Origin of the sequence: Peribacillus sp. B2I2 (assembly GCF_041261685.1) — a bacterium.
GTDB lineage: Bacteria > Bacillota > Bacilli > Bacillales > DSM-1321 > Peribacillus.
In genome coordinates, this window is the sequence record NZ_JBGCCB010000001.1 from 5,065,885 (window position 1) to 5,086,660 (window position 20,776).

A 20,776-nucleotide genomic window follows, 5' to 3' on the forward strand; every position below is an offset into this window, starting at 1 on the left:
ATAAAATTGCCCACTTGGCCAATGGCTGGTTTTTCTTTTCATTATGACCAATGTTCCATATAAATACAAAATATCCGCCCGGATCTTTTATAAGGATGTATATTTACATGTTGAAAAAGCATGATAAGTAAAGAACTGATTTTCTCAAAAAAGGAGGCTGTACAATGAGTGGAATACAAAGAACTGCACTTGTTCTTATTATAATCGGGGCAATCAACTGGGGATTAATAGGTTTTTTCCAATTTGACTTGGTCGCTTCAATTTTCGGAGGGCAAGATGCAGGAATGGCCCGCATCGTTTATGGATTGGTTGGAATTGCCGGTCTCATTAATCTTGGTCTTCTCTTTAAACCAAGTCCTGAAATTTCCAGGGAGCCTGAAACCAAACCTACTCGTTGAAAGTCTAAGTCCATGAACATTTGTTTAAGTTCTATAAAATAAAGCCGGACCATGGTAAACACATGACCCGGCTTTATTTAATTCATATGCCTGTCTACCATCAATAAGCGGCAATATAGGTCTGGACATCTTCATGTGATCATGAAAATGGACAAAAAAAACCGGCTGATCGAAGGATCTGCCGGTTCACAAAATTATTTTTTGATTAAGTCTTCACGTTGAGATTGTTCAATCCACTCTTGAAGTTTGTCTTTCAATGTGTTGAAACCTTCAGTAGATTCGATGTGAGATGTCGCTTTAACAGATGCTTGGCGTTTTTTCGGAGCTTTTTTCGGAGCTTCAGTACGCTCAGGAGCTTCTTCTGTAGCGCGGATCGATAAGCCGATTTTTCCAGCAGCTGAATCGATGGAAAGCACTTTAACTTTTACTTCATCGCCCACTTTTAAATGTTCGTTGATATCTTTAACGAATCCGTGAGTAATTTCAGAAATATGAACTAAACCTTGAGTTGAATCATCTAGAGCAACAAAAGCACCGTATGGTTGAATACCAGTAACTTTACCAGTAACTACCGCACCAATTTCGAATTTTTCAGACATGGTAACACTCCTATTTTATATATATTTTTTCGTCTTTTCACGCAATAAAAAATTATATCACATAATTGGAAAATAATCAAAGTTAAGTATACCATACTTTTTGGGATTTTACTCATTAAATATGTTTATTTTTTGGAAATAATAAATATCATAAGATCGTTATTAATAACTTATCCTAAAAATTTGCAAATAACCTCATTTCCCCTTAAGATATTTACTCATTTTTCTAAAGATTGTAATATTGAAACACTATCCAATCCCTCATAAACATAGTAAGATGGGAAAATGTTTTTAAAGAAAGTAATTTACAGCTAGATATTTTTTACATCTAAAGGAGTTTTTCCATCATGTCAAAACAAGATCAATGGACTTCAAAACTTGGGTTTATCCTGGCAGCCGCGGGATCCGCTATTGGATTGGGTGCCATCTGGAAGCTCCCATATATGACTGGGGAAAATGGTGGAGGGGTCTTTTTCCTGCTCTTCATTTTGTTCACCCTGCTTATCGGTGCACCCATATTAATTGCAGAATTCACAATTGGCCGCAATGCACAGAAAGATGCCATCAGCGCATATAAACATATCGCCCCAGGAAAGCCTTGGGTTTTGATTGGGTACGGCGGTGTCGTCGCTTCCATCATTCTGCTTTCATTCTTCAGTGTGGTTGGAGGCTGGATCATCTCTTATTTAGCAAGAAGCTTTACAGGTTCCCTCTCAAACTTAACCCAAGAGGAATATGGAAACTTCTTTAATGCGATAATCAGCAATCCTTATGAAACGGTAATCGCTCAATTATTATTCATGGTCTTTACCATTTGGGTCGTGCAAGGTGGCGTATCCAAGGGAATTGAAAAAGCGAATAAATATATGATGCCTTCATTGTTCATTCTTTTCATCATTCTTCTAATCCGTTCCTTGACTCTGGATGGAGCAATGGAGGGTGTGAAATTCTTCTTGAAGCCCGACTTTTCCGCTTTAACAGGGGAAACGATCCTATTGGCACTTGGCCAATCCTTCTTTGCGCTAAGTGTTGGTGTTTCAGTGATGGTAACCTACGCATCCTATTTAAGTAAAAATGAGGATATTACAAAATCGGCCTTTTCAGTAGTCGGACTGAATATCTTCATTTCCTTGTTGGCAGGTTTAGTCATCTTCCCGGCTGTTTTCGCACTAGGCTTCAGCCCATCAAGCGGGCCTGGACTGGTATTTGTCGTATTACCTGCCGTCTTTAATGAAATGGCGCTTGGCGGGATCTTCATGGCCATTTTCTTCATTTTATTATTATTTGCCACCCTTACAACGTCATTCTCGATACTTGAAATCGTTGTGGCAGCCATGATCAAAGGTGATACTGCAAAACGGAAGAAGGCTTCTTGGATAGCTGGTATCCTCGTGTTCCTGATTGGGATTCCAAGCGCATTATCATTTGGGGTGCTTTCAGATGTGAAGATTTTCAATTTATCCATATTCGATTTCGCTGATTATCTGACAAGCAATATCGCGCTGCCAGTCGGCGCCTTGTTCATATCCCTTTTCATCGGCTATCAAATGAAAAGGATCGAGGTCCAAAGGGAGTTCGAATCTGGCGCAGATTCCGGCCGATCACTTTTTAAACTTTGGTACTTCCTGATTCGCTACATCGTGCCGATCATGATCATACTCGTATTCCTTAAGTCAATCAATCTCATTTAACATCCAAAATGCCGTCTCGATATATCTCGAGACGGCATTTTTTTCACAAAACCTACATAATCAATTACTTCTCTTTAAGTTATAATATGGTAAAATAATTACATTACTAAAATATTTCCTGAAAAAGGAGTGCCTGACTATGTCAAATATCGCGAAGAATATCCGGCAATACCGAGAAAATCATAACCTCACTCAACAGGAACTGGCTTTAAAATTACGAATCGGCACCAAGAAGATTGAAAAGTATGAATCCGGTGAATCGATTCCTGATACACAAACCATTTTACGGCTTTCCACCGTTCTTGACATTCCAGCTTCAGAATTCCTGGAGGATACCCCAACCGGGAACGCTTCTGATGTGGACGAGGACATCAAAAAGCTCATTGAAGAAATTGGAACAAAAAAAACAAAGCTCATTCTAAGAACAGCTAAAGATTTTAGCGAAGAACAAATTCTGAATGTTATGCATACTTTATATAATACAAAAGCCTAATTAAAAAAAATGGTCGTAGTATGTGTATTTTTTTTCAGAGTGCTGGATATACTATGATTAACACTTTCTATGTTAATCCATTAGATTAACTCTTTTTTCTAATTCCCCCTATGGAAAGGGATCCGGCTGCTTGAAAAGGCCGGATCCCTATTTTTTTGCTTTTATTGGCAATGGTTCTTCATGAAACGTTCCATCCTACTAAGCGCTTCTTGAAGTTGTTCCATGGAGGATGCATAGGAACAGCGGATATGACCTTCACCGCTTTCCCCGAACACATCTCCCGGTACAACGGCTACAAGTTCTTCCGTCAGAAGTTTTTCAGCAAATTCCATCGAAGTCATCCCCGTTTTCTCGATGGACGGAAAAGCATAAAAAGCCCCGCCAGGATTATGGCAATCCAAACCCATATCGTTAAATGATTTCACGATATAATTTCGTCTTCTCCGATAACTCCGACGCATTTCTTCGACATCCTGCATTCCGTGCTTTAAAGCTTCCAATGCAGCATGCTGTGCAATGGTCGGCGCACACATCATCGCATATTGATGAAGCTTAAGCATCGCTTCAGAAATTTCCTTAGGTGCACAAACGAACCCAAGACGCCATCCAGTCATCGCAAACCCTTTCGAAAACCCATTGATGACAATTGTCCTCTCAAGCATGCCGTCAATGGCAGCAAAGGAGGTGAATTTCTCATCATAAGCAAGTTCGGCATAGATTTCATCGGAAATGACCAATAAATCATGCTTTTTGACGATGTCAGCAAGCATCACTAATTCTTCCTGCCCAAGCTGGGTGCCCGTTGGGTTATTCGGCGAACAGATTAAAACGGCCTTCGTTTTAGGGGTGATTGCCGCTTCGAGTTGCTCGGGAGTCAGCTTAAAGTCATCTTCCTTTGAAGTTTGGACCGTCACCGGTATTCCCCCGGCCATGGTCACAAGCGGTGCATAAGCGACGAAACAAGGTTCAACGACTATAACTTCCTCGCCAGGATTCAGGATGGTCCTCAAAGCGATGTCGAGAGCCTGACTTGCTCCGACCGTGACAATGATTTGATCCTCTGGTCTATACGAAACATGGAACTGCTTTTCCATATACCAGCTGATTTCCGACCTTAATTCATATAATCCGGCATTAGCCGTATAAGAGGTATACCCTTCCTCCAAGGAGTTGATCGCTGCTTCCCTTACAGCCCAAGATGTAACGAAATCCGGTTCACCCACACCAAGTGAGACGACCCCTTCCAAATTGGCTGCCAGGTCGAAAAAGCGGCGGATACCTGATGGCTTAAGCTCTGCAATCGTTCTTGAAACATAACTCGTTTTAATCATGGTGACACCACTATCCGCTTATCTTCTTCAGTTTGATCAAAAATCGTGCCATCGTGCTTGTATTTTTTCATAATGAAGTGAGTCGTCGTAGAAATGACGGAATCCAGTGTCGAAAGTTTTTCTGAAACAAAGCTTGCCACTTCGTTCATCGAACGTCCTTCGACAATGACTGAAAGATCATAGGCCCCTGACATTAGATAAACGGATTGGACTTCTTTGAATTTGTAAATCCTTTTTGCGACCTCATCGAAACCGACACCGCGTTTTGGAGTGACTTTTACATCAATCATGGCTGTGACACCATGGTATTCATCTACTTTTGCCCAGTTAATGACGGTTAAATAACGTACAATAACCCGCATATCTTCTAATTTCTTCAATGTGATTTCAATGTCCGCTTCTGATAGATCGGTCATTTTAGCCAAATCCTTCAGATCAATCCGGCTGTTATTTTCAATGATTCTCAAGACTTCCAATTCCTCTTCATTCAAGTGCATTGGAAAAACCCCCTTTTGGAATTCACTAATTTAGATGTGATGGTTTGGCTGGCAGATAGTCTCACGAATTACCTTATTAGACTTTTTTACAATCCTATATGACAATATAAATTAATAAGTCCTATTCTGTCAGGATAAACTTACACTATTATATCAAAATTGGTTGGTGACCTGTTATAGTAATTGTCTTTTTTCATCGTTATTATTACAATTACTGTTATGCAACAGTATTAAAGGACCTTTTTTGGGATATTCAGGTTAACATGGACTTTCATTTTAACGGAGGAGGATCTATATGGAAAGTCATACAATCAAAGGCGTGGAACGGGTGGATGATATGGAAATCTATTTTGAATATGACCGAATGGATGATTCACTCCCAACCCTTGTACTACTTCATGGTTTTTTGTCATCCAGCTTCAGTTTCCGTAAATTAGTACCCTATTTGATCAAGGAATTCAATGTGATTTCAATAGACCTCCCTCCCTTCGGTCAAAGCGGAAAAGATTATCGATATACATATTCATTCCGGAACATTGCTAAATCCGTCGTTCTGTTCTTAGAGGGGAAAAATATCAGGAAATTCAGTCTCATCGGCCATTCCATGGGCGGGCAGATTTCCCTGCAGCTCATCAAATCATATCCTGATCTTGTCGACCACGCCATTCTGCTTGCCGGTTCAGGCTATCAGCCCGGCTATTCGGAAAAAATGAAAATGGTCAGTTACCTGCCTTTCTTTTCATTCGGGATAAAACGGTATTTACAAAAATCAGGTATCGAAAAGAACTTGAAAAATGTCGTCCATGACCCGGCCATGATTGACGATGAAATGCGGCAGGGTTATCTGGGGCCATTCATAAAGAATCATGATATTTTCCGTGCCTTGGGGAGAATGCTTCGAGATAAGGAAGTCGATTTGCTGAAGGAGGACCTTAGTGATATCCATACACCTTGCCTGCTTATTTGGGGAAGGCATGACAGAGTGGTGCCATTGAATATTGGTCAAAGGCTCCATGATGACCTGCCTAATTCCGAGCTTGTTGTCATTGAGGATACTGGGCACCTCCTCCCAGAGGAGAAACCGGAAGAAGTGTATCAATTAATTAAGGGGTTTCTTGGAGTAGCCACCCCATCTTAAAAAAGGTGACCCTTATTCGGGTACACCCTATCCACCTTTAGATCGAACAGCTGGCATCATTTTTTATGATGAGCAGCTTCTGTGCAACTTCCAGGCATTTTTCCATCTGAACGGATTCATCAAACGCGAACTCGTAAATGGATTTTATTTTTTCCGCCAGTTCCTTTGGGTCATCTATATCCCGGATTGCCACGACTGTATCTGCAATTTCCGGTTCATATAAATCCCAACCTATTTGGAAGGGATCCCACTCTTGCAAAACGGCAACCAACGCTAAATTCATTTGCTGTGTATCCATATCTTCATCACCTGCTCAATATTTTCACAGAACATGATATCATAGTATCATAACAACAGGCTTTTCGCGAAGACGACAAATTATTATTCGGTGGTGTATATTTTGAACAAGTCAATTTTTGAAGAACACATAAACAGGGAAAATTCAGGGTCAGCAAAATGGGATAAAAACTCGCTTAAATCATTGTATGGGCGCGAGGATATTCTACCAATGTGGGTTGCCGATATGGACTTCCCATCTCCTGAGGGCATTCAAAAGGCGTTAATGGAACGCTTGAATCATCCAATTTTCGGCTATACCGTCCCTTCGGAAACGGTTTTCACCGAAATTCAAAGCTGGCTTAGAGACCGGCACTCCTGGCAAATCGAAAAAGAGTGGATTTCATTCAGCTCTGGCGTCGTTTCAGCGATCGGTACAACGATCCAAGCATTCACGAACCCGGGCGATAAAATATTGTTACAATCTCCCGTCTATACTCCATTTTTTGATATGATCAAAAATAATGATCGGGAAGTAGTCAATAGTCCCCTTATCATAGAAAAGGATCGCTTTGAGATTGATTTCACGGATTTTGAGGACAAACTGAAAAGCGGAGTGAAACTATTCCTTTTTTGCAGTCCACATAACCCTGGCGGACGCGTTTGGACAAAGGACGAACTCTTGCGAATCGGGGAGCTATGTGAAAAATATGATGTAGTCATCGTCAGTGATGAGATACACGCTGACTTATTCCATAAAACTTCGAGGCATTATCCGATCGGCTCGCTTTCGGAAAAATTAGCGGACATAACCGTTACGTTAATGGCCCCAAGTAAAACATTCAATATTGCCGGCCTTCAAGCTTCATTCCTGATCGCCAGTAATGAAAAATTGCAGAAGCAATTGCAAAAGGCCCAAACGAAGCTTGCCTTCCATGGTCTTAACATCTTTGCCTTAACAGCTATGGAAGCCGCGTATCGAGAGGGCTTGAATTGGCTGGAAGACATGATTGGCTACATTGAGGAGAATATAAAAGTGGCAGAGGAATTCATTGCTGCTGAAATTCCTTCACTGCATGTCATGCATCCAGAAGCTTCTTACCTATTATGGATTGATTGCCGTGACCTTGGATTGACCGACAAGGAAATTAAGGAACGGCTGATCCATCAAGGGAAGCTCGCATTGGAGCCCGGTTCAAAATATGGACCTGGCGGAGAAGGATTCGTCCGAATGAATCTCGGTTGTTCACGCAGCATGATGATGGAAGGGCTAAACCGTTTGAAATTGGCTTTTCCATAAATAAAAAAGGAACCAGGTTTAGAAACCTGGTTCTTTTTTTCATTCTTTCTCTTCATCTACATAAGGATCATGCTCATAACGTGGCAAATCCCCAAACGGGGTTTGAATATTTTCTTCAAAAAGTTCTTCCTTCAATTCTTCATATTGCGAGTTAGGGTAAACGGTTATCTCTTTACCGTATATATCCACACCAACGAAATTTTCATAATCTTCGACATATCCGATATTTTCTTCGGACTCGACATACATATCTTCGTAATCATTTGGTGGATTCACAAAATCGGAAGGCGTTTCAGATGTTCCAAAGCTGGCAACGTCCTGCCATGAATCTTCCGCATCATATGCAACCGATTCGTGCCGGTCATCATAATCAAACTTTCCAAATGGGGGTCCCAACACTTCCTCTTCCACCGGCCGATTGTCCGAAGTTTCTTGTGACGGGGTATGCTCGACACAATAAGTAGTGGTAGGGATGGCATTCAACCGTTCAAGAGATATTTCTTTTGAACAAACCTCGCATTTTCCATACTCACCTGCCTCGATGGCAGAAAGCGCTCTTTCAATATCCCTTATTTCATCCCGATCATGCTCGGTAAGGGCCAAATCCTTTTCCCGTTCATATAACTCGGTTCCCTGATCGCCGGGATGATTATCGTAATTCGATAACTCACCTGTCGAATCCTCCATGCTTCTTCTTAAATCGTGGTCGCCTTGATCATTTAATCGCTCTTTCAACTCTTGCTTCGTTTGCTGCAATTGCTGTTGAAATTCTTTAAGCTGCTGATTGGATAGCATGTGCAACATCCTTTCAAAATCGTTCTTCCCTCTAGTATTTCTCTCTTCCCGTCATTCCATAAAGGTATTTTTTACCTTAGGAATAATTTAATTCAGATAACAGAAGCTAAATTAGAAATATTTATTTTTAGGAGGGCTTTTATTTGTATTTCTATAAAGAAGATTTAATAAATATGATCGTTCCCGATAAGCCTGATCCGAATGCAGCAAAAGTACTTCAGGAAACGCTCGGAGGGCAATTCGGTGAAATGCGGACGATGATGCAGTATTCTTTCCAAAGCGCCAACTTCCGCGGCAAGGCTAAACAATATCGTGATTTAATCCGTGGTGTTTTCTTAGAGGAACTAAGCCATGTTGAACTTGTCCAATCAACCATTAACCAGCTGCTAAATGATGCTGGCGGGGATATGCCCGGAAATGCCGGTATCGATGGTGCCCCATTGGATGATGTCATCCGGGGTGGCGCAAACCCCCATCATTTCATCATCGGTGCGAAAGCTTCCCTCCCCGTCGATGCTGGCGGCAATCCCTGGAATGGATCATGGGTCTATGATCACGGTAATCTTGTGGCGAACCTTTTGAATAATGTCATGCTTGAATCCACGGGGGTCCTGCAAAAGTCGAGGATTTATGAAATGAGTTCCAATAAAACAATGCGTGAAACATTGGCATTTTTAATGGTTCGTGACAATGCCCATCAAAATGCATTTGCCAAAGCATTGGAAACCCTCGGGGTCGACTGGGGGAAAATCTTCCCCGTACCTAATTATGATTTGAACAAATATCCTGAATGCCGCAAATATGTGGATTTAGGCTACCATAATGCCCAATTCAATTTCAGGCTGGATCAAACTCAAATCAGTGAAGTTTTCCAAGGGGAAACACCTAGTCGAAATGGCGGAAAACTTGCTGTTACCGATCCGCCAAATGGATTCCCGGTCCCAGAAATGCCAGATATGCCAAATGAACACAGTCCTGGATTGAGTGATTTGAACAATTAAAAAAGAAGGCGGACACATCATTCTGTGTTCGCCTCCTTGTTTTAATTATTGATATATTTCTCAAAAACATAGCCAAAATCTTTCAGATGGTACTTTTTCCGGCTATCCATCAACCATTCGAAAGCTGCGGAATTAATTTCCTTGAAACTTGCAGCCATTTGGCTTCCTTCAGTACGAACCTGGTTCAAAGTGGAAGAAGCAAGGTTTACACTTTGCTGTGCATATTGAAGGGCAAATTCATTCTCATGGCAAATTTCCGATATTTTCACGAGTGTTTTGAACAAGTCCTTTAATTCTTCAATGAATTTCTTATGGACATCAATGGAGAAACTCTTTGCACCGATTGAAAATTTAATTTCCACATCCAAATCAACAGTCCCTGCCGTTTCAAGCGATACATTGGAAATATTATACTGGCTGTAGCTATATCTAGTAAGTGTACGCTTTTTGCTTATGGCACTCGTGCCATCCAAATGTATGAACGCTTGATTCGTGAAACAGTACTCATCGGTTTTTGATTTAATCAGGAAATAAATTTTTTCCTCATCTTCATGCATGATATAATCATCTGCATCCACCTTGTCATAATCGGCAGGGCTAATCACACTCCCAATATCACTAAGACCAAGGGCATCAGCCGCAATTTTCTTGAACATTCCCATTCCCCCTATCAAATTTCAGGTAATTACACCCTATCATAAGTATTTCTCCAGTATTATCTCATCTCGGATCGGAATTCCATCAAAACTGTAAAATGGTATTTCAGGTTTTATTTTCCTTGATTCTTCAACTGCATTTTTAACGATTTCCGAAATGACATAACCACGCTTTTGAAAAAACTTCAATGCCTGTAAATTATCGTTCGTTGTAATCGCTTTAATAGTATGGCAATTTTTTTCCTTAGCGATATTTTCCATCACATAAAGCAACGATGAGCCCACTCCTTGATTCTCATGCTCACTGTTCAAAGAAATGATCTGACATACATGGTCGGATAATTTGTATGTTCCCAACCCCGTGATTTTTTCATTCTCGTCCATCACTCCAAAACCCTCAAGTTCCGCATAATGAAACAAGCCTCTTGAAAAAACGACTTGAGTCGTCTCCCAGTGCTGAATGAAAAAACTCTTGACCGTATCTGTCGCAATCATTCTTTTCGCTACGATTTGCATAACTATTTACGCCCCCAAAATTTCTCTCTCTCTGCTTATAGTATAAAATGCTTATGCTGATAAGGGAACATTTTATTCTTCATCCAGGTCCTTTACAACCTTCTAACAAAACATAATACCATTCATATTCAGATAATCAATAATCATGGAATAAAAAAACGGCAGGACCTCTCGCGATGCACCCGCCTCTTCCGGGATCAAGTAATGGTATCATCCTTTATACGCCGGTTCCTTTTAGTGACTTCATCTTCAAATTGCTTGGTTTTCATTTCTTCCTTCTTTGAATATCTTATAATAGCCCTCATCGTAAAAACCGCTGCAACCAAAAAGATGAAGCAAGTTATGCCAGCCGAGATATATTCAGTCTTGTCTTCTGGAAAGTAAAGAAACAAACCTAGTAAAGTATGATTGAGAAAGTCCATCCGATACATCCTTCCTGATAGGGAATTAAACTGCATTATCCCATTATATCAATTACCAGAACAATCCACTAGTGGGCCTTATCCACTAAAACCTAAAAAAAACGAGAGGCCATTAGCCCCTCGCTTCCCTTTTATTTATAAAATGGTGATCCCTTTAATGACCACATCAACTGCTGGTTTGTCTCCCGCAACTGTCTCTACGTTAGCAATCGTATCAACAACGTCCATGCCTTCAACCACTTGACCAAAAACAGAGTGTTTATGATCCAACCATGGTGTGCCACCTTGTTCCATATAAGCGCTGATGATTTCTTCCGGATAACCGGCTTGCTTCATTTGCTCACCCATTCTGCTGTCTACATGCTGGGCTTGTACGACGAAGAATTGGCTGCCGTTTGTTCCCGGGCCTGCATTTGCCATGGAAAGAGCTCCACGCAAATTGAATAATTGCATAGAGAACTCATCCTCGAATGGAGTTCCCCAGATACTTTCTCCACCCATTCCAGTTCCTGTCGGATCTCCGCCTTGAAGCATGAAATCCTTGATGACACGGTGGAAGATGATTCCTTCGTAGTAGCCGTTTTCAGCATGGGTCAAGAAATTTTCCACTGTCTTCGGAGCCAGCTCAGGGAATAGTTTAATTTTAATATCGCCCATCGTCGTTTGCATGATGACCGCTTTTTCATTTTCCAAAACTTCACTTGTTAATTGTGGAAAGTTTGTCATTGTACATACCCTCTTTCTGTTTTAAATAAAATGGCCTTAACTGCCATTTTCCATCTTCATTTGTACACTTTACACGATTTTCGTGAAAAAAGCATCTTTGCGAAGTTGAACAAAATCGCTGTAAAAAATCGTTGTTCTTATGTATCATGAAGGAAGTTAAAAGAAAGGTGGTAGGGAAATGTCAGAACAGGATTTTAAAATCGGCGATAAGGTTACCGCCATATATAAAACTGGAAAATACATCGGGGAAATTACCGATATCAGACCTGCTGCATATCTTGTTAAAGTGTTGGCTGTCTTGAAGCATCCCATGCAGGGAGATCTTCATAACCCGAAGCAAACGGAAGTGTCCATGTTCCATCAGCGGCGCGCTCTTGCATTCCGGGAGCAAACCAATGTACCGAAGAATATGGTAAGGATCTTTGAAGAGGAGATTCCTGAGTATAAGGAGTCCTTAAGAGAAGCTGTCGAGAAAATGAAACGCACCTTAAGCGAAGCACACACAGAGTGGAATGATAAAAGCTTACAGTTGCTTGAGGATTTAGCGGCGGACTATTTCAAATAAAGCATGATAAAAGCCAAATCAGTAGTAGATGATTTGGCTTTTATAACGCTAAATGATTCAAAACCTTTGATAAATCAATGCGCTCGCCAATTGTCGTCGGTTCATGATTTTGCATATAACTTTTATCTTTCTCTACTAACTTAAAGATATTATATGTCGTGATTGCATCATCCAGCGCCCTGTGATGCTTGCCTGTCCCTTCTTTGCCATAGGCCTGTACAGCCTTCCAAAGTCCGGTTTGATTTTGATCTCCGAAAAAGCGTTTATACTCCATGCAAAGATCCGTTTGTTTCCCTGAAAAAGGGAAATCAAGTCCTGATTTCTGACAGTTCTGGCGAAGTACCTTCATGTCCATATTTCCCCAGGTCACAATCGTCGTCGGGTGCTGCTCATCAATTCTCTTCAATAAAGAAACCAACTCTTCAAATGAAATCCCACGGTCCACCTGATCTTGGGTAATGTTCAAGAACTTCTTGCATCTTCCCGTTAGGACTGGAAATTTCAATGGGTTAACAAAAGATGAGTATTGTTCCTGAATACTCTCATTAATGACTGTGACTAACCCAACCTCAATGATTTCTGGATAAAATCCTGATGGATTGGCTTTTCCTTCCGGCATCGTAAATTCAAAATCAATGAATACATATTGCTGTTGTTCCTCCATTTTTATGACCCCCTTCATTTTCCTGACATCACGTATAAACAAAAATTGGATTTAATTTTCTCATGAGAATATTATAACAGAAGATTTAGAAAGTTTTTAATTGGATCGTAATACACCATTCAGATAGGAATTTTGCCTTCATACCTAATTTACCCAAAACTCTTTATTGTCTACCTTAATTGGATTATGATGGATGAATGAACCAAAAGTACCATTCTTTCTTTCATCCAGTCATTTTTCCCTAGAACATACTAAAAATATATTAGTTAGGAAGTTGATCTATGCGCAAGTGCCTTGGTTATATCACGATTTCCCTCTTAGTTCCCGTATTGATCCTTTTCATTTTCCTTTCCTATCAGGAATGGTCCTTAGCGCAATCTCCCTATCATGTACTCGACGAGCGAATTCCCATTGATTCGGTAGAGCTGTCTCAGACCAGTTACATGAAGGCTGCAAATGGAAAGGTCATCAGTGAAATTTCCACTGGTGAAAAAAGGACCTACCTAAAACTTGAAGACATCCCCCTTTTCCTGGAAAACCTGTTCATCGTTACAGAGGATCAGAAATTTTATGATCATGCAGGCGTTGACCTATCCGGCATAAGCAGGGCGCTTCTTATCAATTCACAAAATAAAACAATCGAACAAGGCGGCAGTACCATTACCCAGCAACTGGCCAGGAATGCTTACCTTTCACATGATAGGACGTATAACCGAAAACTTAGTGAAATCCTTTACGCCTATCAGTTAGAGCGAAAAAAATCAAAACCGGAAATCATGGAGCTATATTTGAATGCCATATATTTCAGTAATGGAGCCTATGGAATCGAAGCTGCCTCCCAGTATTATTTCAGTAAACCGACTGGGGAGTTGTCCAAAGCGGAACTTGCCTTCCTTGCAGCGATCCCTAATAATCCCGAAAACTACAATCCTCTTAAACATTTTGATGAGACGAAAAAGAGGCAGGAGAGATTACTGAAACAAATGGTAGCCGAAGGTGATTTAGAACAGACCGAGTATGAAAAGCTCATCAAAACTACGATTAAATTAGACTTGTCCACCTCGGTCGACTTATATCCCGATTACGTGACGTATGTTCATCAGGAATTGAAAAACCTGGTGGCATCCTCTGAAGGTCTCACCAAATCTCTGCAAAGTCCTGATGTCGATATACGTCAGCAGGCGGAAGTAGAACTGAATAAAAAGGTCGAAAAGCTTTTGAATTCCGGTGTAACCATCCATACCGCACTCGATACCAAGCTGCAAACCCAGTCCAAGACTGCTGTACAATCAAAAATCGGTGTCAATGATATCGAAGGAGCTTTAGTGGTTATACAGCATCATACGCACGAGCTTGTCTCTTTGATTGGGGGAAAGGATTATAAAAAAAATTCTTTCAATCGGGCATACCAAAGTTATAGGCAGCCAGGTTCAGCCATAAAGCCACTTCTCGATTATGCTCCCTATATTGAAGAAACGGGTGCTGACATCAATCAGCTTGTAAGTGGAGCGAGCTATTGCAGCAATAGCTATTGCCCAAAGAATTATAGCGGTGACAGTTATGGGATGGTCACACTAAGGACAGCCTTCGCTCAATCCTATAATACACCCGCCATAAGGCTTTTTGAAAAGACGGGGATGGAGACTAGTTTCAAGTACCTGGAAGCTTTCGACTTTAAAAAAGTGAGCAAAAAAGACCACCATACGAGTTCGGCCATAGGCGGGTTCGAATATGGCATGAGTCCCCTTGAACTGACAAATGCCTATACTTCCTTCAATGACGGAAACTATCAGCCAGCGCGGGCCATTATTAAAGTCACTGATCAAAAAGGTGAAGTCCTTTATAAATGGAACGACAACTCCAAGGAGATATGGAACAAAAGCACCGTAGCCAAGATGCGGCAACTTCTCCATGAAACAACGCTTTCCGGGACAGCCCGCAAAGCCTACTTTCCCACAGATTATATCGGCGGGAAAACCGGTACGACCAATGATGTGAAAGACATGTGGTTTGTCGGCCTGACAGCAAACTATACAACAGGCGTTTGGATTGGGAGGGACAAGCCATCCAATCTGCAATCCATTTATTCACATACACCCCATGTACTGATTTGGAAAGATATCAGCCAGACTGCCGAGTGAAAAAAAGAAGGTGCCATGATGGCACCTTCTTTTTTTCTATATGGGAAGACTTGCAATAACGCTGTTATAAAGCTTCAATCCCGCATAAGCGACTATTGAAATCAAGGCAGCCCAAACGAAGATTGGAAAGAAAACCAATCCGACAAGCCTGGACAAATTCAGGCTCGGGCTTAACTTATTGACAAAATAAATTAAGGCCACGACATTCGTTGCGATAAAGATAGAACCAAGCCCGATGATGAATTGGACACTGAACAATGAACAGGCACCGCCAATGACATAAATGACAGACCCCCTTCTTACACTGTTCAGTGCTTTACCTTCCGAATCTTTGGAAAAGAATAATAAGGACAGCTCCAATATAGTATCGGAAATCAACTTCAATGCGGCAAAAACCATAAAGAATAATAGCAGCAATACGATCAGCAGCGCCAGCTTAATGCCCGCTTCAGAAAAAAACTCCAGCATCCCTTGGTAGATTCCCAAATTCCCAAATAACTTGAGCATCTGCATTTCCCCATAAATGGCAAAGGAGAGGCCGAACAATAGGATTGAAATGATTGGAAAGTAGCTAAGTAAATATGTGTTTTTCATGATTTCTCCATCCATGTATCTTTTATCCTATATTATGCTAGATAATCCACCATTTCACAATGGATACTCTACTAATTCACCCTTGAAAAACTTTTAAATTAAATTTTTCAGGTCGATTTCCTCTCCTTTTCTACCTATATATAAAACTCCATTTTAGTCGGCCTTCACTGTTTTTAAGGCCATGCAAACCCACAAAAATTGCGTTATACTTTTAAGCGAGACAAGTATTCGATAAAAAAATTCATAATCAACGAAGATTTCCTAACGTCTAGGATTGCGTGAAAAAAGCATAATAAGACGAATGACTTCGTTTTAAAAAGGGGGGAGTTTATGTCTTTACTTCATTGGGCGGTATTATCACCGTTTCTATTAGCACTTATTGTACCAATATTATACAAACTATTTCGACAAATACATACAGGTTGGTTTGTATTGATTTTACCGATTCTCCTTTTCACCTATTTTTCAAGTTTCATTTCCTTGACCAAACGAGGGGATATCATTACAGAAAGGGCTGCATGGATTCCTTCTCTCGGAATTCATGTTGATTTCTATGTGGATGGACTAGGGCTTTTGTTCGCCTTGCTTATCACAGGGATAGGTTCACTCGTCGTTCTGTATTCGGTTTTCTATTTATCGAAAGAGAAAGAAAAGCTGAACCAATTTTACGTCTTCCTTTTGCTTTTCATGGGAGCGATGCTGGGCGTCGTCCTTTCCGATAATCTGATTGTCCTTTATTCGTTTTGGGAATTCACGAGTTTATCCTCATTTTTATTGATAGGATATTGGAATGAAAGGGAGCGTTCACGTTATGGGGCGCAGAAATCCCTGTTGATCACTGTGTTTGGAGGCTTAAGTCTGCTTGGAGGCATCATTCTCCTTGCCATTATGGGGAACACATTCAGCATACGTGAATTGATAGCACAAAGTGGGGAACTTATGGACCACCCGCTCTTCACTCCTGCCCTTTTGCTTGTGCTGCTTGGTGCGTTCACTAAATCCGCACAGTTCCCGTTCCATATCTGGCTACCTGACGCGATGGAAGCTCCGACACCAGTCAGCGCTTACCTTCATTCCGCTACAATGGTCAAGGCCGGAATTTATTTGGTTGCCCGATTAAGCCCTGTTTTTGCAGAATCCGGAATATGGTTCTGGCTAGTTTCGATTGCCGGATTGATCACCCTGTTCTGGGGCTCATTCTCTGCAATCAAACAGACAGATTTAAAGGGGATTCTCGCTTTTTCCACCATCAGTCAGCTCGGATTGATTATGTCGCTTTTGGGGCTTGGAGCGGCGGCACTCCACTATGAATCTTTAGGGGAAAATATATACTTGGCAGCCACGGTTGCAGCTGTATTCCACTTGATTAATCATGCGACCTTTAAAGGCAGCCTTTTCATGGTTGCAGGCATCATTGATCATGAAACCGGTACGCGTGATATCAGAAAGCTTGGCGGATTAATGCAGTTGATGCCGATTACTTTCACCGTCGCCGTCATAGGTGCTTTTTCAATGGCTGGCCTTCCACCCTTCAATGGTTTTTTAAGCAAGGAAATGTTCTTGGCCAGCATGGTGGATGTATTGGAACTGAATATCTTCAATATGGCGACATGGGGGATGCTGTTTCCTGTGCTGGCATGGGTCGCCAGTGTATTCACTTTTATATACAGCATGATTGTCGTGCTCAAACCCTTCACAGGCAAACTTCAGTTAAACCTATTGGACAAGAAACCCCATGAGGCACCGATCGGGATGTTGATTTCTCCAATAATCCTTGCTTCGTTGGTGATCATTTTCGGCATTTTTCCAAACTTGCTATCATCGTCAATCATTGAACCGGCGGTAGCTGGCATTCAGCCAAGCTTGGTGGGTCCGGATTTCCAAGTCCATATCGCCTTCTGGCATGGATTCCAACCCGAATTATGGATGACGGTCGGCATCATTGCATTTGGAATCATTTTATACAAGACGTTTCCAAAGTGGCAAAAGATCCATCAGTGGATGCCTGAACGTTTATCCCTGAATGCTCTGTATGATAACGGGCTAAGAGGGCTCGAACGCTCGGCATCCTCCGTCATGAAATTTTTAATGACAGGTTCGATCCGTACATATCTGCTTTCGATATTCCTATTCTTCATTCTTTCATTGGGCTTTACGCTCTATTGGAAGGATGCATTTAAATTGGATACAGGAAATTTAGCTCCGATTGGCTTATATGAATGGGTATTAGCGGCGATTACCGTGATTGGCTCGATCGCCATTCTGTTTGCAAGATCCCGTTTGACTTCCATTATCATCTTAGGAGCGGTCGGTTATACGATTTCCCTATTTTTCGTTTTGTTGCGGGCACCGGATTTAGCCCTGACTCAACTTGTCATCGAAACGATTTCTGTATCACTGTTTTTGCTCTGTTTCTTCCACCTTCCGTTAATGGCAAGCAGAAAGGAAGAACGGATGACATTCAGGTTGAATAATGCCCTGATATCCATTGGTGTAGGAGTCATGGTTACATTGATTGCCCTATCGGCACATAGCAATAAACTATTTGACTCCATATCAAGTTACTACCTTGAAAATGCTTATAAGGAAGCAGGCGGAAAGAACGTCGTAAATGTCATTCTCGTTGACTTCCGCGGACTTGATACGATGTTTGAAATCACTGTCCTTTCGATCGCTGCGCTTGGAATATTCGCGATGATCAAATTGCGTTTGACAGGGGGGAAAGATAAATCATGAAGCAAAATGACCTGATTCTCCAAACGGTTACGAAGGTCGCCGCCTTTGTTATCCTGCTTTTTGCAGTAGCCATCTTTTTAGGGGGGCATTATTCGCCAGGAGGCGGGTTTGTCGGCGGCTTAATGACATCAGCCGCCATAGTCCTGCTGTTGCTCGCTTTCGACATTAAAACCGTCACAGGCATCCTGCCGATTGACTATAAGTTAATGATTGGTTCAGGCTTGTTCATATCAAGCCTGACTGTTGCCGGGCGGGTTAGTGTTCGGGGTGCCGCTCATGACACATGTATATCAATATATCGATTTGCCTCTGCTTGGGCACATCTCGCTTCATACTGCGGTACTTTTTGATCTGGGTGTTTATCTTGTGGTTGTTGGTGTAACGATGACCATTATTCAAACGATAGGGGAGAGTGAATAATGGAACTTTTAATGGCCATTGTCATTGGAATACTATTTATGTGTGCGACCTATTTAATGCTTTCAAAAAGCATTTTAAGAATCATAATCGGTACTGGGCTGCTCAGTCACGGCGCCCATCTTTTGATTTTGACGATGGGCGGTTTGAAAGGCGGTTCCGTTCCATTGCTAAGTGATGATGTTACAACCTATGTTGATCCGCTTCCGCAAGCGCTTATCTTGACGGCCATCGTCATCAGTTTCGGAGTCACATCATTTCTGCTGGTTCTTGCTTATCGGACCTACCAGGAACTCGGAACTGATGATATGGAAGAAATGAGAGGTACGGAAGCTAATGAATAATCTTACTTTCATGCCTGTTTTATGGCCGCTTTTCACAGGCATACTTCTCATTTTCTTTGTAAAAAAAATTAAGCTACAAAGAGGAATCTCTCTTTTTTCCTCTCTTTTCGGAATCGTTATATCCCTTTATCTAGTGTTCTCGGTTCATACTCAAGGGATCTTGACTCTCGGTGTCGGTAGCTGGGATGCCCCGTTCGGAATCGTGATCGTCGCAGACATGCTTTCTTCACTGTTGGTCCTGACCACGAATATCATTGGATTGGCCATACTGATTTACTCGTTTTACTCCATAGGTGAAGAACGTGAAAGACACTATTATTATCCTGTATTTCAATTTTTGCTGATTGGTGTAAACGGTGCCTTCCTTACGGGGGATCTTTTCAATCTATTCGTCTTCTTTGAAGTCATGCTGATGGCTTCTTACGTGCTGCTTGTACTGGGAGGGACGAAAGTACAACTAAGGGAATCATTGAAGTATATCATCGTCAATGTGCTTTCCTCTTCCTTTTTCGTCATCATGGTGGCGTACCTTTATTCAGTTCTTGGCACATTGAACATGGCGGACATCAGCAAGAGGATAGCGGAAGTCAACCAGCCTGGAATCATCTCGGTGATAGCAATTGGCTTCTTGATCGTCTTCGGTTTAAAGGGAGCCATTTTCCCGCTCTTCCAATGGCTGCCTGGGTCCTATTATGCTCCACCCATCCCAGTGATCGCACTATTCGGGGCATTGCTGACAAAGGTAGGGATATACTCCATTTTCAGGACCTATACACTCATGTTTTATCATGACCAGGATTTCACCCATACTTTCCTTGCGATACTTGCGATCTTGACCATCATCATCGGTGTCATAGGAGCGATAGCTTATTGGGATGTTAAAAAAATCATCATTTACAATATCATCATCGCCGTCGGGGTTATCATTTTCGGCATCTCGATCATGAATGGGCAGGCATTATCAGGCTCCATTATATATATCATTCATGACATGCTTATCAAGGCTGCGCTCTTCCTGCTGGTTGGCATCATGATCAAAATCAGCGGATCGGATGATTTACGTGATATGGGTGGCTTGATCAAGCAATACCCTGCACTTGCATGGACCTTCTTCATAGCTGCCATATCATTGGCGGGAATTCCACCGTTCAGCGGATTTGCCGGCAAACTCCTGATTCTTCAGGGAGCTGCAGAAAAAGGTGCCTACTTTGGGATGGCCGTTGTCTTGATTTCAAGCTTGATGGTCCTATACTCGGTTATGAAAATATTCATGAATGGTTTCTGGGGAACTCCAAAAGCTGATTATGCCTTATCTAGTAATACGGTAAATAAAATGCTGGTTCCTGCCGTCCTCCTTGTTATCATTTCCGTTTTATTCGGAGTAGGAACAGAATCGATTTACCCATTCATTACACAAGCTGCAGATACATTAATGAATCCCGATATTTATATCAAAGCGGTTTTAAAGGAGTAGTG

The 20,776-nt window shown here is 41.6% G+C and carries 22 protein-coding genes and 1 pseudogene; 12 read left to right on the forward strand and 11 right to left on the reverse strand.

Annotation, left to right across the window (positions count from 1 at the left end):
• The first annotated feature begins 164 nt into the window (after nt 1–164).
• Nucleotides 165–398 (forward strand): DUF378 domain-containing protein, encoded by a 234-nt coding sequence (locus ABIE66_RS25275; RefSeq protein ID WP_370016703.1) that lies wholly within the window; start codon nt 165–167, stop codon nt 396–398.
• A 194-nt stretch (nt 399–592) separates the two neighbouring features.
• Here the strand turns inward: ABIE66_RS25275 and yugI are convergent, their stop codons facing one another.
• Nucleotides 593–997 carry a S1 domain-containing post-transcriptional regulator GSP13 gene (gene yugI / locus ABIE66_RS25280; RefSeq protein WP_061143894.1) on the reverse strand — a complete coding sequence of 135 codons (405 nt, stop codon included), beginning with the start codon at nt 995–997 and terminating at the stop codon, nt 593–595.
• A 347-nt stretch (nt 998–1,344) separates the two neighbouring features.
• Between yugI and ABIE66_RS25285 the strand changes: the two genes are divergently transcribed.
• Entirely contained in the window at nt 1,345–2,688 is a 1,344-nt protein-coding gene (locus tag ABIE66_RS25285; protein ID WP_289333999.1) for a sodium-dependent transporter, read from the forward strand.
• 139 nt (nt 2,689–2,827) lie between these two features.
• Complete coding sequence (locus ABIE66_RS25290) at nt 2,828–3,181, forward strand: helix-turn-helix domain-containing protein (RefSeq protein WP_289326812.1); 354 nt, start codon at nt 2,828–2,830, stop codon at nt 3,179–3,181.
• A gap of 161 nt (nt 3,182–3,342) precedes the next feature.
• Here ABIE66_RS25290 and ABIE66_RS25295 read toward each other — a convergent pair whose 3' ends face one another.
• Together ABIE66_RS25295 and ABIE66_RS25300 are read right to left on the reverse strand one after the other, a co-directional pair.
• Entirely contained in the window at nt 3,343–4,512 is a 1,170-nt protein-coding gene (locus ABIE66_RS25295) for an aminotransferase (protein ID WP_370016704.1), read from the reverse strand.
• Nucleotides 4,509–5,009, reverse strand: a complete 501-nt coding sequence (locus tag ABIE66_RS25300; RefSeq protein WP_100533585.1) for an Lrp/AsnC family transcriptional regulator — start codon at nt 5,007–5,009, stop codon at nt 4,509–4,511. The genes ABIE66_RS25295 and ABIE66_RS25300 overlap by 4 nt, the downstream gene beginning before the upstream one ends.
• A gap of 295 nt (nt 5,010–5,304) precedes the next feature.
• Here ABIE66_RS25300 and ABIE66_RS25305 point away from each other — a divergent pair, with 295 nt between their 5' ends.
• A complete protein-coding gene (locus ABIE66_RS25305; protein ID WP_370016705.1) occupies nt 5,305–6,147 on the forward strand; it encodes an alpha/beta fold hydrolase in 843 nt (280 codons plus the stop codon).
• A 37-nt stretch (nt 6,148–6,184) separates the two neighbouring features.
• On the opposite strand, the gene ABIE66_RS25310 is transcribed toward ABIE66_RS25305, so the two are convergent.
• The gene (locus ABIE66_RS25310; protein ID WP_289314545.1) at nt 6,185–6,445 is read right to left on the reverse strand and encodes a DUF1871 family protein; all 261 of its coding nucleotides are present in this window, start codon (nt 6,443–6,445) and stop codon (nt 6,185–6,187) included.
• A gap of 93 nt (nt 6,446–6,538) precedes the next feature.
• Here ABIE66_RS25310 and ABIE66_RS25315 point away from each other — a divergent pair, with 93 nt between their 5' ends.
• On the forward strand, nt 6,539–7,723 hold the full coding sequence (locus tag ABIE66_RS25315; protein ID WP_370016706.1) for a MalY/PatB family protein: 1,185 nt from the start codon (nt 6,539–6,541) through the stop codon (nt 7,721–7,723).
• Nucleotides 7,724–7,762: 39 nt separating this feature from the next.
• On the opposite strand, the gene ABIE66_RS25320 is transcribed toward ABIE66_RS25315, so the two are convergent.
• Nucleotides 7,763–8,518 carry a TraR/DksA C4-type zinc finger protein gene (locus ABIE66_RS25320; protein WP_370016707.1) on the reverse strand — a complete coding sequence of 252 codons (756 nt, stop codon included), beginning with the start codon at nt 8,516–8,518 and terminating at the stop codon, nt 7,763–7,765.
• 143 nt (nt 8,519–8,661) lie between these two features.
• Between ABIE66_RS25320 and ABIE66_RS25325 the strand changes: the two genes are divergently transcribed.
• Nucleotides 8,662–9,519 (forward strand): manganese catalase family protein, encoded by an 858-nt coding sequence (locus ABIE66_RS25325; protein ID WP_370016708.1) that lies wholly within the window; start codon nt 8,662–8,664, stop codon nt 9,517–9,519.
• 41 nt (nt 9,520–9,560) lie between these two features.
• Here the strand turns inward: ABIE66_RS25325 and ABIE66_RS25330 are convergent, their stop codons facing one another.
• From ABIE66_RS25330 to ABIE66_RS25345, 4 genes are all read right to left on the reverse strand, one after another.
• Nucleotides 9,561–10,175: a PH domain-containing protein gene (locus tag ABIE66_RS25330; RefSeq protein ID WP_370016709.1), complete on the reverse strand. Its 615-nt coding sequence runs from the start codon at nt 10,173–10,175 to the stop codon at nt 9,561–9,563.
• 39 nt (nt 10,176–10,214) lie between these two features.
• Nucleotides 10,215–10,691 carry a GNAT family N-acetyltransferase gene (locus ABIE66_RS25335; RefSeq protein WP_289314540.1) on the reverse strand — a complete coding sequence of 159 codons (477 nt, stop codon included), beginning with the start codon at nt 10,689–10,691 and terminating at the stop codon, nt 10,215–10,217.
• 197 nt (nt 10,692–10,888) lie between these two features.
• Nucleotides 10,889–11,113 carry a hypothetical protein gene (locus tag ABIE66_RS25340; protein WP_289314539.1) on the reverse strand — a complete coding sequence of 75 codons (225 nt, stop codon included), beginning with the start codon at nt 11,111–11,113 and terminating at the stop codon, nt 10,889–10,891.
• Nucleotides 11,114–11,248: 135 nt separating this feature from the next.
• Entirely contained in the window at nt 11,249–11,839 is a 591-nt protein-coding gene (locus ABIE66_RS25345; protein WP_098371439.1) for a peptidylprolyl isomerase, read from the reverse strand.
• Between the two features lie 178 nt (nt 11,840–12,017).
• Between ABIE66_RS25345 and kapB the strand changes: the two genes are divergently transcribed.
• Nucleotides 12,018–12,404, forward strand: a complete 387-nt coding sequence (gene kapB / locus ABIE66_RS25350) for a kinase-associated lipoprotein KapB (RefSeq protein WP_289314538.1) — start codon at nt 12,018–12,020, stop codon at nt 12,402–12,404.
• A gap of 40 nt (nt 12,405–12,444) precedes the next feature.
• Here kapB and kapD read toward each other — a convergent pair whose 3' ends face one another.
• Entirely contained in the window at nt 12,445–13,068 is a 624-nt protein-coding gene (gene kapD / locus ABIE66_RS25355) for a 3'-5' exonuclease KapD (RefSeq protein ID WP_370016710.1), read from the reverse strand.
• Between the two features lie 281 nt (nt 13,069–13,349).
• Here kapD and ABIE66_RS25360 point away from each other — a divergent pair, with 281 nt between their 5' ends.
• Nucleotides 13,350–15,209, forward strand: a complete 1,860-nt coding sequence (locus ABIE66_RS25360) for a transglycosylase domain-containing protein (RefSeq protein ID WP_370016711.1) — start codon at nt 13,350–13,352, stop codon at nt 15,207–15,209.
• A gap of 36 nt (nt 15,210–15,245) precedes the next feature.
• Here the strand turns inward: ABIE66_RS25360 and ABIE66_RS25365 are convergent, their stop codons facing one another.
• Entirely contained in the window at nt 15,246–15,803 is a 558-nt protein-coding gene (locus tag ABIE66_RS25365; protein WP_370016712.1) for a DUF5366 family protein, read from the reverse strand.
• A 330-nt stretch (nt 15,804–16,133) separates the two neighbouring features.
• On the opposite strand from ABIE66_RS25365, the gene ABIE66_RS25370 reads away from it, so the two are divergent.
• From ABIE66_RS25370 to ABIE66_RS25385, 4 genes and pseudogenes are all read left to right on the forward strand, one after another.
• On the forward strand, nt 16,134–18,539 hold the full coding sequence (locus ABIE66_RS25370) for a Na+/H+ antiporter subunit A (protein ID WP_370016713.1): 2,406 nt from the start codon (nt 16,134–16,136) through the stop codon (nt 18,537–18,539).
• A pseudogene (locus tag ABIE66_RS25375) lies at nt 18,536–18,959 on the forward strand (Na(+)/H(+) antiporter subunit B). Before ABIE66_RS25370 ends, ABIE66_RS25375 begins: the two are co-directional and overlap by 4 nt.
• Nucleotides 18,959–19,300, forward strand: coding sequence for a Na(+)/H(+) antiporter subunit C (locus tag ABIE66_RS25380; protein ID WP_289314532.1), 342 nt, complete (start codon nt 18,959–18,961; stop codon nt 19,298–19,300). The pseudogene ABIE66_RS25375 and the gene ABIE66_RS25380 overlap by 1 nt, the downstream one beginning before the upstream one ends.
• Nucleotides 19,293–20,774: a Na+/H+ antiporter subunit D gene (locus ABIE66_RS25385; protein ID WP_370016714.1), complete on the forward strand. Its 1,482-nt coding sequence runs from the start codon at nt 19,293–19,295 to the stop codon at nt 20,772–20,774. The genes ABIE66_RS25380 and ABIE66_RS25385 overlap by 8 nt, the downstream gene beginning before the upstream one ends.
• Nucleotides 20,775–20,776 lie beyond the last annotated feature (2 nt).

What these genes read in the sequence shown, in the direction of transcription:
- ABIE66_RS25275 (WP_370016703.1), top strand. Translation starts at nt 165, where the DNA reads ATGAGTGGAATACAAAGAACTGCACTTGTTCTTATTATAATCGGGGCA.
- ABIE66_RS25360 (WP_370016711.1), top strand. Translation starts at nt 13,350, where the DNA reads ATGCGCAAGTGCCTTGGTTATATCACGATTTCCCTCTTAGTTCCCGTA.
- ABIE66_RS25340 (WP_289314539.1), bottom strand. Translation starts at nt 11,113, where the DNA reads ATGGACTTTCTCAATCATACTTTACTAGGTTTGTTTCTTTACTTTCCA.
- ABIE66_RS25335 (WP_289314540.1), bottom strand. Translation starts at nt 10,691, where the DNA reads ATGCAAATCGTAGCGAAAAGAATGATTGCGACAGATACGGTCAAGAGT.
- ABIE66_RS25305 (WP_370016705.1), top strand. Translation starts at nt 5,305, where the DNA reads ATGGAAAGTCATACAATCAAAGGCGTGGAACGGGTGGATGATATGGAA.
- ABIE66_RS25310 (WP_289314545.1), bottom strand. Translation starts at nt 6,445, where the DNA reads ATGGATACACAGCAAATGAATTTAGCGTTGGTTGCCGTTTTGCAAGAG.
- ABIE66_RS25285 (WP_289333999.1), top strand. Translation starts at nt 1,345, where the DNA reads ATGTCAAAACAAGATCAATGGACTTCAAAACTTGGGTTTATCCTGGCA.
- ABIE66_RS25300 (WP_100533585.1), bottom strand. Translation starts at nt 5,009, where the DNA reads ATGCACTTGAATGAAGAGGAATTGGAAGTCTTGAGAATCATTGAAAAT.
- ABIE66_RS25370 (WP_370016713.1), top strand. Translation starts at nt 16,134, where the DNA reads ATGTCTTTACTTCATTGGGCGGTATTATCACCGTTTCTATTAGCACTT.
- kapD (WP_370016710.1), bottom strand. Translation starts at nt 13,068, where the DNA reads ATGGAGGAACAACAGCAATATGTATTCATTGATTTTGAATTTACGATG.
- kapB (WP_289314538.1), top strand. Translation starts at nt 12,018, where the DNA reads ATGTCAGAACAGGATTTTAAAATCGGCGATAAGGTTACCGCCATATAT.
- ABIE66_RS25330 (WP_370016709.1), bottom strand. Translation starts at nt 10,175, where the DNA reads ATGTTCAAGAAAATTGCGGCTGATGCCCTTGGTCTTAGTGATATTGGG.
- ABIE66_RS25320 (WP_370016707.1), bottom strand. Translation starts at nt 8,518, where the DNA reads ATGCTATCCAATCAGCAGCTTAAAGAATTTCAACAGCAATTGCAGCAA.
- yugI (WP_061143894.1), bottom strand. Translation starts at nt 997, where the DNA reads ATGTCTGAAAAATTCGAAATTGGTGCGGTAGTTACTGGTAAAGTTACT.
- ABIE66_RS25380 (WP_289314532.1), top strand. Translation starts at nt 18,959, where the DNA reads ATGGAACTTTTAATGGCCATTGTCATTGGAATACTATTTATGTGTGCG.
- ABIE66_RS25385 (WP_370016714.1), top strand. Translation starts at nt 19,293, where the DNA reads ATGAATAATCTTACTTTCATGCCTGTTTTATGGCCGCTTTTCACAGGC.
- ABIE66_RS25365 (WP_370016712.1), bottom strand. Translation starts at nt 15,803, where the DNA reads ATGAAAAACACATATTTACTTAGCTACTTTCCAATCATTTCAATCCTA.
- ABIE66_RS25295 (WP_370016704.1), bottom strand. Translation starts at nt 4,512, where the DNA reads ATGATTAAAACGAGTTATGTTTCAAGAACGATTGCAGAGCTTAAGCCA.
- ABIE66_RS25345 (WP_098371439.1), bottom strand. Translation starts at nt 11,839, where the DNA reads ATGACAAACTTTCCACAATTAACAAGTGAAGTTTTGGAAAATGAAAAA.
- ABIE66_RS25290 (WP_289326812.1), top strand. Translation starts at nt 2,828, where the DNA reads ATGTCAAATATCGCGAAGAATATCCGGCAATACCGAGAAAATCATAAC.